Origin of the sequence: Rhodoferax sp. (genome assembly GCF_018780565.1) — a bacterium.
GTDB lineage: Bacteria > Pseudomonadota > Gammaproteobacteria > Burkholderiales > Burkholderiaceae_C > Rhodoferax.
Genome location: NZ_JADMJN010000012.1, coordinates 125,371 through 137,648 on the forward strand (window position 1 = coordinate 125,371; position 12,278 = coordinate 137,648).

The following is a 12,278-nucleotide window of genomic DNA, read 5'->3' on the forward strand; positions in this document are numbered from 1 at the left end:
TCAAAACGAGACAAATCAACTCACGGCCGCTCAGGCAAATTCTCTTGGCAACAGAACAAGAACTCTCTGATTTTCTGAAGAGCGTCGAAAAGCGCGCATTCAAGCGATCGGTTTACCACGTCCGAAACGAGGAGTCCGCACTGGACATCGTGCAAGACAGCATGATGAAATTGGCCGAACATTACGGTCATAAACCCGCATCAGAGCTGCCCATGCTGTTTCAACGCATACTGTCCAACTGCACCCTGGATTGGTTTCGGCGACAAAAAACACGGAATGCACTTTTTTCGAACATGAGTGATTTCGAGTCCGGTGGCGATGACGGGGAATTCGATATTTTGGAAACTTTGAATACCGAGAATCAATCAAATTTTGCAGAGAATGCCGAAAGTTCAACGCAACGGGCACAAACCTTGCATGAGATCGAAATTGAGATTCAGGAACTTCCAGCCCGTCAACGGGAAGCCTTCCTCATGCGTTATTGGGAAGAGTTGGACGTGGCAGAGACAGCCGCTGCCATGGGTTGCTCCGAAGGCAGTGTCAAAACACACTGTTCAAGGGCAGTTCAAGCTCTCAGTAAGGCCTTGAGAGCGAAGGGAATAACACTATGACAAATTCGCATCAATATCAGACTCAACTTGCAGAAGACCGTTTTGGCCTGCAGGTGACTGCGCGTTTGTCTGACGCCACGGACAAGCTGCCTTACGACATTTCAGAACGTCTGCGAGCAGCCAGGGCACAGGCACTGAGCAAACGAAAAGTTGCGGTTGCACAAACTGCCACCAGTTTGGCGTCCTCCGGCAGCGCTGCAACCCTAACCTTTGGAACTGAGCACCTGAGTTGGTGGGACCGTATTGCTGCCGCCATACCGCTTTTGGCTTTGGCAGCAGGATTGATCGCCATCAACATCATTCAGGATGACAATCGCGCCAATGAGCTGGCCGAAATTGACGCGGCCTTGTTGACCGATGACCTGCCACCTGCCGCATACACAGACCCCGGTTTTACACAATTTCTCAAACTGAACGCTGGCAAAAATCAGTAAGCAGGACTGGACAATGCTCACTAGCGCGATCGATCAGCATCATTCTCCGTTCATCACTCGTGCGTTCGCCGCCGGTGCGATTTTTTGCGTCCTGGCGGCTTTGAGCACATCAGCTTCATGTGCTTTGGCGCAAGGTGTGGCAGGAACGTCGCTGTTGCCCCAGCCATCCGTCACGTTGCCAAACTCTCACTCTTCGAAAGGCCATGTCCTGCGGGCAGCATCGACCAAACCAGCATGGCAAGATCTGACGCCATCCCAGCAGTTGTCACTCAAGCCATTGGCGGCAAACTGGAACCATTTGGGGGAGGATCACAAGCGGAAATGGATCGCCATCGCTGCGAACTACCCGTCTATGGCACCGATTGAGCAGGCCAAGTTACACAGTCGCATGAGCGAATGGGTGTCTCTGAGCCAACAACAGCGTGCGCAGGCACGATTGAATTTTGCTGAATCAAAGCAGCTTACCCCCAACCAGAAGGCCGCCACATGGCAAGCCTATCAGGCGCTCAGCCCCGAGGAAAAACAAAAACTGGCGACTTCAGCCAAACCCAAACCGATTGGCGCAGCGGCTGCGGTAAAACCTGTTCCGCCTCAAAAACTTGCCGTAGTGCCAGTGACCAGACAGTCCCCCAAGCAGGCACCAAGAGTGTCAGTTGCCAACCATGCTTTGAATCAGCATACCCTGCTCCCGCACCCACAGAGTCCGGTTGAGCCTGTACCCCTGCAAAAAAACTGAACACTGTAGGTGTTTGAACAAATGAATTCTGAAATGCAGACGCCTGGTCTTGCCCGTCGCATGGCCTGCTGGCTGTACGAAGGTCTACTGATGTTCGGCGTGGTTTTTATTGCAGGCTACCTGTTTGGGTCCTTGAGCCAGACCCGCAACGCGATGGACAATCGCAATGCACTTCAAGCCTTCCTTTTTGTCATCTTTGGCATTTATTTCGTTTGGTTATGGTCCAAAGGCCAGACCCTGGCCATGAAAACCTGGGATATCCGGGTCGTTGACCGGAACGGTCAGCCCATCACGCAGGCACGCGCCCTGCTTCGCTATGTAGTGAGCTGGCTCTGGTTTCTACCGCCCTTGGCTGGGGTAGCGCCGTTCAAACTAAGTGGGCCTGAATCGGTTGTCATCATTCTTGGCTGGGTAGCTGTATGGGCCATACTCAGCCGATTTCATCCGCAACAGCAGTTCTGGCACGATGCGATAGCGGGCACTCGACTGGTGTCGACACCTCGTTCGAAGTCATAGCACCCCTCCCATCTTCATGACTCCCGCTTTTTCTGTGTGCGTGTACTGCGGCTCCCGGCCTGGCCTGAATACTGAATTCGCCGAAGCCGCGCAGTTGGTGGGCACCTGGATTGGGCAACACTGTGGACAACTGGTGTACGGTGGCGGCAAGAGCGGATTGATGGGTTTGGTTGCGGCATCCGCCCTGCAGGCAGGCGCCAAGGTAGTCGGGGTCATACCCAAGGCGTTGGTAGAAAAAGAGTGGGCCAACCACGACTGCACTGAGCTGCACATTGTGGATACCATGCATGATCGCAAACGCATGATGGCAGAACATGCTGATGCCTTTTTGGCTCTGCCCGGCGGTATCGGCACGTTTGAAGAATTGTTTGAGGTCTGGACCTGGCGTCAGTTGGGCTACCATGACAAACCGGTGGGGCTTCTCAATACCGCCGGCTATTACGACCAGTTGCTGGGTTTTCTTGACCAATCAGTGAAACAACAATTCCTGGGAGATTGGCAGATGGACCTGATTCGTTCGGGCACCGATCCAGCGCCCTTGCTGCGGGAATTGGTGCAGGCGGCAGGTATTTCCCCTGCCGCCCGGCTCAACCAGATTTAGACAGCCGATTCGTCCTGCTCACCGGTACGAATGCGCACCACGCGCTCGACACTGGTGACAAAAATCTTGCCATCGCCAATTTTCCCCGTGTGGGCAGCTTTGACAATCGCATCGACACATCGATCCACATCATCGGTCTTTACAACCACTTCAACTTTCACCTTGGGCAGGAAGTCAACCACATACTCGGCACCGCGATAAAGCTCGGTATGGCCCTTCTGCCGGCCAAAACCCTTGACTTCGGTGACCGTGAGACCCGTAACGCCACATTCGGCAAGTGCTTCGCGCACTTCTTCGAGCTTGAATGGTTTGACAATGGCAGTGATCTGTTTCATATTTTTCCTTGTTGCTCCGTTGAAGGCAGGACCTTTGACTGCGCCACCGCGGTCTGCCCTGCCAGAATTAAACTGTCACGCGCGAAATTTGCTGGTAATAGGATAACGCCAATCCTTGCCAAAGCTGCGATGGGTTACACGAATCCCTACTGGCGCCTGGCGACGCTTGTATTCGTTGATCTTGATGAGACGCGTCACCTTTTCCACATCCGCGCGCGCAAAACCTGCTGCAATGATGTCTTCAATGCCCTGATCGTTCTCCATGTAGCGCTCCAGAATCGCATCCAGCACTTCATATTCGGGCAGGCTGTCCTGATCTTTCTGGTCAGGACGCAACTCCGCACTGGGCGGACGGGTGATGATGCGCTCTGGAATCGGTTGGGGGTGGGTGCCGTACGGGTCATTGGCATTGCGCCAGCGGGCAAGCCTGAACACCGTGGTTTTGGCCAAATCCTTGATCACAGCAAAACCACCTGCCATGTCCCCATACAGCGTGCAATAACCGGTAGCCATCTCGGATTTGTTACCCGTTGTCAAAACGATGCTGCCAAATTTATTGGACAGGGCCATGAGAAGCGTACCCCGGATTCGAGCCTGAATATTCTCCTCCGTGGTGTCCTCCGCCAAGCCCTTGAACTCTCCCGCCAGGGATGTCTTGAAGGCCTCAAACTCCGGCACGATGGATATCTCGTCATAACGCACACCCAACCGGGTGGCCATGTCACGGGCATCGATCCAACTGATGTCGGCGGTATAGGGCGAGGGCATCATGACGGTGCGAACACGGTCTTTGCCCAGGGCATCCACCGCCACTGCCAGGACCAGCGCCGAGTCAATGCCGCCAGAAAGACCCAAAATCACGCCTGGGAAACCGTTCTTTCCGATGTAGTCACGCACGCCCAGCACCAGCGCATCCCACAGGTCAGATTCAGGCGAACGCATTGGCGCCACATCCGCAGTCAGTTGCAGTGATGGTTGCGCAGCATGGGCCTGCACGGCGAACAGGCTTTCCTGGAAACTGGGAGCACGACCAGCCATGGTACCGTCGGCATTGAGGGCAAACGAATGCCCTTCAAACACCACTTCGTCCTGCCCGCCCACCAAATGCGCGTACACCAGCGGCAAACCACTGGCCAGTGCGCGGGCACGCATCATCTGCTCACGTTCATAACCCTTACCAACATGGAACGGTGAGGCATTGATGACAGCCAGCAGCTCGGCACCGGCGTCTCGTGTCAGTCGGGCAGGCTCTTCAAACCAGGCGTCTTCACAAATCAGCAAACCCACTTTGATTTTTTTACCCGCCTCGCCGGCCTCAAATACGCAAACATCCTGACCCGGCACAAAATAGCGCCGCTCGTCAAAGACCTGGTAATTTGGCAACTCCCGCTTGGCGTAGGTAGCCACCACTGCACCCTCGGACAACACGCTGGCCGCGTTGTAGCGACTTTGAATGGCCACAGAGCGAGTCCGGCTGTCACCGCCGGTTGGATGACCGACCACCACCGTCATATCCTTTAACCCGGCCAGCTCGCGGGCCACTGCTTTCACGGCATCATTGCAGGCAATGATGAAGGCAGGTCGGAGAAACAGGTCTTCGGCCGCATACCCACAGATAGAGAGTTCCGGCGTCAGCAAAAGCCGCGTACCGGCGGCATATGCCGAACGCGCCGCATCGATGATTTTTTTTGAATTGCCAGCCAAATCCCCAACCACAAAGTTGAGTTGAGCAACGGATATTTTGAGTGTCATGTCCCGCAGCAGGTTGAATAAATAATGAGAAATACGTGAAGAACGAGTCAAACGATTATGTCATCCGGGTCGTGGATTCTCCCAACGAGGTGAATGCGCACGAGTGGAACGAACTGCTGAGCTTGCAGACATCAGCCACGCCCTTCATGCGACATGAATACCTGGCCGCCCTGCATGCCAGCGGGAGTGCCGCGCCCGATACCGGCTGGACGCCCCACTTCATTCTCATGGAGAGAGATGGGGCCATGGTGGCCGCCTGTGTCCTCTATCTGAAAACCCACTCCTATGGGGAGTATGTGTTTGACTGGGCTTGGGCGAATGCCTATCAACAGCATGGCCTAAGCTACTACCCGAAGGCGATTGTGGCCTCCCCTTTTACGCCGGTGCCGGGAACGCGGTTAATGGCGCGCTCCGCCCTTGACCGTGCTGCGCTGGCCAAAGCGCTTGTTCAATGGTGCGAGGCAGAAGGTCTTTCCTCTCTTCACGTCTTATTCTCCTGTGAGGAAGACATTGAGGCCTGTACCGCTGCGGGGATGATGTTGCGCCACACGGTGCAGTTTCATTGGACGAACAGCGCCTCAAAACCTGGCACTGCATACCAAAATTTTGACGAGTTCCTGGCCACCCTGTCGCAGGACAAACGCAAGAAGATCCGCCAGGAGCGGCGCAAAGTCGCTGAAGCGGGCGTCACATTCCGCTGGTCACGCGGAACCGGGATTGCACCGCATGACTGGGACTTCTTCTACCGCTGCTATGAGCGCACCTACCTAGAGCACGGCAATCCACCTTATCTGAGCCGGGACTTCTTCCAGCGCATGGCGAACAACATGCCGGAAAATTGGTTGCTGTTTGTGGCAGAGCGTCAAGGACGACCTGTTGCTACCAGTTTAATAGCTATCAGCGAATATTCCACGCTGACCAATGGCGAAAAAGATGGCCCCAAAGTCAAGGCTGTTGCTTATGGACGCTATTGGGGAGCGCTGGAGCGGGTGGACTGCCTACATTTCGAAGCGTGCTACTACCAGCCATTGCAGTGGTGCATAGAACATGAATACCAGCGCTTTGAAGGAGGCGCCCAAGGCGAGCACAAAATGGCCCGGGCTCTGCTACCGGTGCGAACCACCAGTGCCCACTGGCTGGCCCATCCGGCATTTGCCAATGCAGTAGAAAAATTTCTGGAACGTGAGGATCAGGGAGTTGAACGCTATCTGGAAGAGCTGAATCAGCGAAGCCCCTTCAAGGCTCATTCGTAGACGTGAACCTGATCAAGACTGCAAGGCGCCAGCCACCATGCCCATTTCGGCGTTGCTCATCAACGCTTCCATGTTCATGACAATCAGCATGCGCTCGCCAAGGTTGGCCAAACCAGTGATGAAGCGGGAATCAATGGCAGTCTCAAACTGGGGAGCCGGCTTGATATTTTCGGTGGTCAAGGTCACGACATCGGACACCGCATCCACGACGGCGCCAATGACGGTACCGCGGACATTCAGGATAATGACCACGGTGAACTCGGTGTAGTCCACCTTGGAGATGTTGAGTTTCAGGCGAAGGTCGACGATGGGCACAATGACACCGCGCAAGTTCACCACACCTTTGATGAACGTGGGCGCATTGACCATGCGGGTAGGTTCTTCGTAAGAACGGATTTCCTGCACTCGCAAAATATCAATCGCGTACTCCTCCCCGCCCAGTCGCAGGGTCAGGTACTGACCGCCATGGGCAAGGCTTTGGGTAGCGTTGGCGCCATTTTGAAAGGCCTTCGGGGTGGTGTTCTGCATCGTTTCCATGACGTCGATTCCTATGCTGCGGGTGGCTCGGTTGGGACATGATACACGGCCATGACGAAACCCCCTAGCGCGACTGCCGAGGTCGCGTTACCCTCGGATCAGGAGATCAAATCATGGACACACTCAGCGGACTGGATGCCACTTTTCTCTACCTGGAGACGCCCGAGACGCCTATGCATATCGGGTCGTTTTGCCTCTATGAACTGCCACCGGGCTTCAAGGGAAGTTTTCACCGCGAGATACAAGCCCACATCGCACGGCGTTTGCATTTGGTACCGATTTTCAGCCGCAGGCTCGGTTTTATGCCGCTTGACCTGGGTCATCCGGTGTGGGTTCAGGTCGACAAGGTTGACCTGGACTTTCACATCCGGCGCGTCAAAGGCAAGACCTTGACGGTGCTTCAGGCGGAGGCCCTGTGTGCCGAACTGCACAGCCAACCGATGGACCGGCATCACCCGCTGTGGGAATTCCATGTGTTTAACCAGATCCAACGACCAGACGGCAGCACCTGCGCGGCGGTGTACTCAAAAATCCACCACGCCACACTGGACGGCAAAGGCGGCACCGTGCTGACCAATGCCATCATGGACATCAGCGCCAAGCCACGCGACGTACCACCGCCCGACAAGGCGCACGGAGAGCAACATGATCTCAGGATCGGCGAAATGCTGGGCGCCGTGTTCTCCAACTCGTTGGCCCAATACGTCAAACTGATCAAGGCGCTTCCTCACGCGGTCCAGGCCGTTGGCGGCACTGTGATGAAGCAGTCATTCAGCGGGTCAGGCACGCATAGACGGGCCAGATCTCCGATTCATTTCGCCCCGATGACGGATTTCAACGTCGCGGTCACCAACGAACGGGTTTTCGGGACGGCGCGCATGCCCTTTTCGGATTGCCATGCCATGGCGAAGGCCGTGGGTGGATCATTCAACGACATTGTGCTGTGGCTATGTGCCACGGCTTTGCGAAGCTACCTGGCCAGGCACGGCGGCATTCCGAAGAAGACGCTGCTGGCGGCCATGCCAATCAGTCTGCGGGAGGAAGGTAATAAGGACTTCAATACGCAAGCTTCCATGACCGTGGTGGAATTGGGAACCCACTTGGCCAACCCGGTGAAGCGCCTGAAGGCGATCATGACATCGACCGGCAAGGTCAAGACAGCGATCGTTGACCTCAAAGGCGTCCTGCCCACCGATTACCCCTCCCTGCTGGCGCCCTGGATCGTCGGGGGGGTGGCCAAGGCTGCATTCAAGACCTACAGCGCCACGGGCCTATCGCACCACTTGCCCATGCTGGCAAATTTGGTCATCAGCAACGTTCCGGGGCCGCAAGTGCCCTTGTACCTGGCTGGCGCCAAGATTCTGACCTTTCACCCCATGTCCATCGTGATTCACGGCATGGCGCTCAACATCACAATCCAGACCTACGCCGGCTCTGTGGATTTTGGTGTGATTGCCGACAAGACGGCTGTTCCGGAAGTACACGATTTGACTGTGGCATTGAACCAGGCATTTGACGAAGGTCGCCAACTGTGGGCGCAGGTGCCGGCATCCGCAACGCCCAAAGCGAAACCGCGCCAGATCCCGGTAAAAACCCTTGCAAAGCAAGTGAAAAAAGTCACCAAGGCGACCCAAACGAAGAGTCCAGGCTCTAAAGCACAGCCACCGACCAAGGCCCATGTGACAAAGGGTGCTACTGTCAAAACCGTAGCAACTAAAGTCAAAAAGGCTAACCCGGCCTGACACCTCCAACGACATGGCAAGCAAACAGCAGAGCGATATTCCCCTCCCTCATTCAGCGCCGAGCCCCTGGCTTATGGCCATGGAGTTTCGGGCGCCCTGGGAGATGAGTTCACTCATCCCGGCATGGCCTATTCTGCGCCGGGCCCCCGTGGGAGACGGTCACTCTGTCATTGTTTTTCCAGGGCTTTCAGCCAGCGACGGGTCCACCATGCCGCTGCGAAGCTTTCTTGGGAATTTGGGCTACGACGTTTCGGGCTGGAACCAGGGTTTCAACTTTGGCCCCCGCGCTGGCATCCTGCAAACGGCCAGACAACAAGTTCTTGACACCTACAAGGCCACAGGCAACAAGGTCAGCCTGATTGGCTGGAGCCTGGGCGGCATCTACGCCCGCGAGCTTGCCAAGGAGTTGCCAGACCACGTGCGGGCTGTGATCACCATGGGAACCCCATTTGCCGGGTCACATGAGAGCACCAATGCCTGGCGACTCTACGAACTGACCAGCGGACGCCCCATCCACCGCGAGGTGGAGCAATTTGATCTGCCCAAGGCGCCGCCGATGCCAACCACATCGATTTTTTCACGTACCGATGGCGTGGTTGCCTGGCCGGCCAGTATTCAGGCCCCCTGTCCGGTCAATCCACTGACCGAAAATCTGGAAGTCTTCGCGAGCCACATTGGCCTGGGATTGAATCCCGCAGCATGGTGGGCTGTAGCCGATCGACTTTCACAATCGGAAGGCCAATGGAAGCACTTTGAACGCAAACGCGGCATGCATGGTCTGATTTTTCCCGACCCAACCCGCTGACTCTCAAGCCTGCACAGCAAGAAGCGCCTGCGGTGTTACCACCGCAGGCGCTTCATTTTTAATAGCGAGAAACGACCCAAGGGTGCTGGCTAGCGGGTCAAATTATGCTTTTTTGGCAAGTTCTTTTTCGTAATTGACCATGCCGTCAAGGATTTCCTTCTTGGCCGACTCAGCATCTTCCCAACCAAGAATCTTGACCCACTTGCCTTCTTCCAGGTCCTTATAGTGCTCGAAGAAGTGGGCAATGGTTTTCAGACGCAATGGCTGCAAATCTTCCGGCTTTTCCCAGCGACTGTAGAGCGACAGGATCTTGTTGACCGGAACCGCCAGCACCTTGCCGTCTTCGCCCGCCTCGTCTTCCATCTTCAGGATACCGATGGCGCGGCAGGTCACCACCACACCGGGAATCAGGGGCACGGGGGTGATCACCAGCACATCAACCGGATCGCCATCGCCGCTGATGGTCTTGGGCACATAGCCGTAGTTGGTCGGGTAGTGCATGGCAGTACTCATGAAACGGTCCACGAAGATGGCGCCAGTGGCCTTATCTACCTCATATTTCACCGGATCAGCATTCATCGGGATCTCAATGATCACGTTAAAGGATTCAGGAACGTTCTTGCCGGGGGTCACATTGTCAAGGGACATGGTTGGTTCTTTGGATTGAGTTAAATCAGTAACAACTAAGGATTAACCCTGATTTTACTTACTCACCACTTGCTTCCGATTTAAACCGGCTTTTTTCACTGTAAAGTGCGCCGGTTGGCCAATCGTCTTCACCAATCCAAGGTTGGTGTTTCGCGGCGAGGAAGCAACGCAGCGGTGGTGCCGCTAGCGTTGCACCACTACTCAGCGAAACAACGTAGGAGACAAAAATGACAAACAACCCGGCGCTGATTCTGGCGCTCATTTGCGGCTTTATTGCCGTGGCTTACGGCTTTTGGGCTCGAAGCTGGATTCTTTCCCAGGATGCAGGCAATGCGCGGATGCAGGAAATTGCAGCCGCCATCCAAACAGGCGCTGCCGCCTATTTGGCCCGACAGTACAAAACCATTGCCGTCGTCGGCGTGGTGCTGACTGTTTTGATTTATTTCTTTCTTGATTCCATGAGTGCCGTCGGCTTCGTGGTTGGCGCGGTGCTTTCAGGCGCTTGCGGCTTCATTGGCATGAACGTCTCGGTTCGCGCCAATGTACGCACAGCCCAGGCAGCCACCAGGGGTATTGGCCCGGCTCTGGACGTCGCGTTTCGCGGCGGCGCCATCACCGGCATGCTGGTGGTTGGTCTGGGTCTTCTGGGTGTGACCGGTTTTTACTGGTTCCTGGTTGGCAATGGCAACCTGACGCCCGACAAAAACCTGGCCACGCTGCTGAACCCGCTGATCGGGTTCGCCTTTGGCTCCTCCCTCATCTCCATCTTCGCCCGTCTGGGTGGCGGCATCTTCACCAAAGGTGCGGACGTGGGTGCCGACTTGGTGGGCAAGGTCGAAGCCGGTATTCCTGAGGATGATCCTCGCAACCCCGCCGTGATTGCCGACAACGTGGGCGATAACGTCGGTGACTGCGCCGGCATGGCCGCTGACCTGTTTGAGACCTATGCGGTGACACTGATTGCCACCATGGTGCTCGGCGCCTTGCTGGTGACCGGTGCTGGCACCAGTGCCGTGGTGTATCCGCTGGCACTGGGCGCCGTGTCCATCGTGGCGTCGATCATTGGCTGCTTCTTCGTCAAGGCCTCTCCCGGCATGAAGAACGTGATGCCGGCGCTGTACAAGGGTCTGGCCGTGGCCGGTGTCCTGTCACTCATCGCGTTCTACTTCGTGACGCAGTGGCTGATCCCCGACAACGCCATCAAGACAAGCGGCAGCCAGATGGCCTTGTTTGGCGCCTGCGCCGTCGGTTTGGTGCTCACAGCCGCCCTGGTGTGGATCACCGAGTACTACACCGGCACGCAATACGCGCCGGTCAAACACATTGCTCAAGCCTCCACCACCGGCCACGGCACCAACATCATTGCCGGCCTGGGCGTTTCCATGCGGTCTACCGCCTGGCCCGTTATTTTTGTGTGCATCGCCATTGGTGTTGCATTCAAACTTGCCGGTCTGTATGGCATCGCCATTGCGGCGACCTCCATGCTGAGCATGGCCGGTATTGTGGTGGCGCTCGACGCTTACGGCCCGATCACCGACAACGCTGGCGGCATTGCCGAAATGGCCGAAATGCCCAAGAGCGTGCGTGACGTGACCGACCCGCTGGACGCCGTGGGCAACACCACCAAGGCCGTGACCAAAGGCTACGCCATCGGTTCCGCCGGTCTGGCCGCCTTGGTGCTGTTCGCCGACTACACGCACAAGCTCGAAGCCTACGGCAAGGTCATTACCTTTGACTTGAGCAACCCGATGGTCATCATCGGCCTGTTCATCGGTGGTTTGATTCCTTACCTGTTTGGCGCCATGGCCATGGAAGCCGTGGGTCGTGCCGCGGGTGCTGTGGTGGTTGAAGTGCGCCGCCAGTTCCGCGAGATCAAGGGCATCATGGAAGGTACGGCCAAGCCGGAATACGGCCGTGCCGTGGACATGCTGACTACGGCCGCCATCAAGGAAATGATGATCCCGTCGCTGCTGCCCGTGGTTGTGCCTATTCTGGTTGGTCTGGTACTCGGACCTGCGGCTTTGGGCGGCTTGCTGATGGGCACCATCATTACCGGTCTGTTCGTGGCGATCTCCATGTGCACCGGCGGCGGTGCCTGGGATAACGCCAAGAAATACATTGAAGACGGCCATCACGGCGGCAAGGGTTCCGAGACCCACAAGGCAGCCGTGACCGGCGACACCGTGGGCGACCCCTACAAGGACACTGCCGGTCCTGCCGTCAACCCGCTGATCAAGATCATCAACATCGTGGCGCTTCTGATTGTGCCGCTCATGATGAAGATTCACGGCGGGTAAGCTGCCTTGAC

Annotated in this window: 13 protein-coding genes; 9 read left to right on the forward strand and 4 right to left on the reverse strand. The window is 56.4% G+C overall.

What is annotated here, in order from left to right; genetic code table 11:
- Positions 1–44 precede the first annotated feature (44 nt).
- Genes IV109_RS16915 through IV109_RS16935 form a run of 5 tightly spaced genes read left to right on the forward strand, consistent with a single transcriptional unit; the run spans position 45 to position 2,898 of the window.
- On the forward strand, positions 45–611 hold the full coding sequence (locus tag IV109_RS16915; protein ID WP_296699431.1) for an RNA polymerase sigma factor: 567 nt from the start codon (positions 45–47) through the stop codon (positions 609–611).
- Positions 608–1,045, forward strand: a complete 438-nt coding sequence (locus IV109_RS16920) for a DUF3619 family protein (RefSeq protein ID WP_296699434.1) — start codon at positions 608–610, stop codon at positions 1,043–1,045. Before IV109_RS16915 ends, IV109_RS16920 begins: the two co-directional genes overlap by 4 nt.
- A gap of 13 nt (positions 1,046–1,058) precedes the next feature.
- Complete coding sequence (locus tag IV109_RS16925) at positions 1,059–1,781, forward strand: DUF3106 domain-containing protein (RefSeq protein ID WP_296699436.1); 723 nt, start codon at positions 1,059–1,061, stop codon at positions 1,779–1,781.
- 21 nt (positions 1,782–1,802) lie between these two features.
- On the forward strand, positions 1,803–2,297 hold the full coding sequence (locus tag IV109_RS16930; RefSeq protein WP_296699439.1) for an RDD family protein: 495 nt from the start codon (positions 1,803–1,805) through the stop codon (positions 2,295–2,297).
- 16 nt (positions 2,298–2,313) lie between these two features.
- Entirely contained in the window at positions 2,314–2,898 is a 585-nt protein-coding gene (locus IV109_RS16935) for a TIGR00730 family Rossman fold protein (RefSeq protein ID WP_296699442.1), read from the forward strand.
- On the opposite strand, the gene IV109_RS16940 is transcribed toward IV109_RS16935, so the two are convergent.
- Together IV109_RS16940 and IV109_RS16945 are read right to left on the reverse strand one after the other, a co-directional pair.
- Positions 2,895–3,233, reverse strand: a complete 339-nt coding sequence (locus IV109_RS16940) for a P-II family nitrogen regulator (RefSeq protein WP_142812014.1) — start codon at positions 3,231–3,233, stop codon at positions 2,895–2,897. The two genes, IV109_RS16935 and IV109_RS16940, sit on opposite strands and share 4 nt — an antisense overlap.
- A 75-nt stretch (positions 3,234–3,308) precedes the next feature.
- Positions 3,309–4,985: an NAD+ synthase gene (locus IV109_RS16945; protein WP_296699449.1), complete on the reverse strand. Its 1,677-nt coding sequence runs from the start codon at positions 4,983–4,985 to the stop codon at positions 3,309–3,311.
- A gap of 35 nt (positions 4,986–5,020) precedes the next feature.
- On the opposite strand from IV109_RS16945, the gene IV109_RS16950 reads away from it, so the two are divergent.
- A complete protein-coding gene (locus IV109_RS16950) occupies positions 5,021–6,238 on the forward strand; it encodes a GNAT family N-acetyltransferase (protein WP_296699451.1) in 1,218 nt (405 codons plus the stop codon).
- A 12-nt stretch (positions 6,239–6,250) separates the two neighbouring features.
- Here IV109_RS16950 and IV109_RS16955 read toward each other — a convergent pair whose 3' ends face one another.
- Positions 6,251–6,766 (reverse strand): chemotaxis protein CheW, encoded by a 516-nt coding sequence (locus tag IV109_RS16955; RefSeq protein ID WP_296699572.1) that lies wholly within the window; start codon positions 6,764–6,766, stop codon positions 6,251–6,253.
- Positions 6,767–6,888: 122 nt separating this feature from the next.
- Here IV109_RS16955 and IV109_RS16960 point away from each other — a divergent pair, with 122 nt between their 5' ends.
- A complete protein-coding gene (locus IV109_RS16960) occupies positions 6,889–8,517 on the forward strand; it encodes a wax ester/triacylglycerol synthase family O-acyltransferase (RefSeq protein ID WP_296699454.1) in 1,629 nt (542 codons plus the stop codon).
- Between the two features lie 13 nt (positions 8,518–8,530).
- Positions 8,531–9,322 carry an alpha/beta fold hydrolase gene (locus tag IV109_RS16965; RefSeq protein ID WP_296699457.1) on the forward strand — a complete coding sequence of 264 codons (792 nt, stop codon included), beginning with the start codon at positions 8,531–8,533 and terminating at the stop codon, positions 9,320–9,322.
- A 102-nt stretch (positions 9,323–9,424) separates the two neighbouring features.
- Here the strand turns inward: IV109_RS16965 and ppa are convergent, their stop codons facing one another.
- The gene (gene ppa / locus IV109_RS16970; RefSeq protein WP_296699460.1) at positions 9,425–9,970 is read right to left on the reverse strand and encodes an inorganic diphosphatase; all 546 of its coding nucleotides are present in this window, start codon (positions 9,968–9,970) and stop codon (positions 9,425–9,427) included.
- A gap of 227 nt (positions 9,971–10,197) precedes the next feature.
- Between ppa and IV109_RS16975 the strand changes: the two genes are divergently transcribed.
- Positions 10,198–12,267 (forward strand): sodium-translocating pyrophosphatase, encoded by a 2,070-nt coding sequence (locus IV109_RS16975; protein ID WP_296699463.1) that lies wholly within the window; start codon positions 10,198–10,200, stop codon positions 12,265–12,267.
- The last annotated feature ends 11 nt before the right edge of the window (positions 12,268–12,278 follow it).

What these genes read in the sequence shown, in the direction of transcription:
- IV109_RS16920 (WP_296699434.1), top strand. Translation starts at nt 608, where the DNA reads ATGACAAATTCGCATCAATATCAGACTCAACTTGCAGAAGACCGTTTT.
- IV109_RS16925 (WP_296699436.1), top strand. Translation starts at nt 1,059, where the DNA reads ATGCTCACTAGCGCGATCGATCAGCATCATTCTCCGTTCATCACTCGT.
- IV109_RS16930 (WP_296699439.1), top strand. Translation starts at nt 1,803, where the DNA reads ATGAATTCTGAAATGCAGACGCCTGGTCTTGCCCGTCGCATGGCCTGC.
- IV109_RS16935 (WP_296699442.1), top strand. Translation starts at nt 2,314, where the DNA reads ATGACTCCCGCTTTTTCTGTGTGCGTGTACTGCGGCTCCCGGCCTGGC.
- IV109_RS16940 (WP_142812014.1), bottom strand. Translation starts at nt 3,233, where the DNA reads ATGAAACAGATCACTGCCATTGTCAAACCATTCAAGCTCGAAGAAGTG.
- IV109_RS16945 (WP_296699449.1), bottom strand. Translation starts at nt 4,985, where the DNA reads ATGACACTCAAAATATCCGTTGCTCAACTCAACTTTGTGGTTGGGGAT.
- IV109_RS16955 (WP_296699572.1), bottom strand. Translation starts at nt 6,766, where the DNA reads ATGCAGAACACCACCCCGAAGGCCTTTCAAAATGGCGCCAACGCTACC.
- IV109_RS16960 (WP_296699454.1), top strand. Translation starts at nt 6,889, where the DNA reads ATGGACACACTCAGCGGACTGGATGCCACTTTTCTCTACCTGGAGACG.
- IV109_RS16965 (WP_296699457.1), top strand. Translation starts at nt 8,531, where the DNA reads ATGGCAAGCAAACAGCAGAGCGATATTCCCCTCCCTCATTCAGCGCCG.
- ppa (WP_296699460.1), bottom strand. Translation starts at nt 9,970, where the DNA reads ATGTCCCTTGACAATGTGACCCCCGGCAAGAACGTTCCTGAATCCTTT.
- IV109_RS16975 (WP_296699463.1), top strand. Translation starts at nt 10,198, where the DNA reads ATGACAAACAACCCGGCGCTGATTCTGGCGCTCATTTGCGGCTTTATT.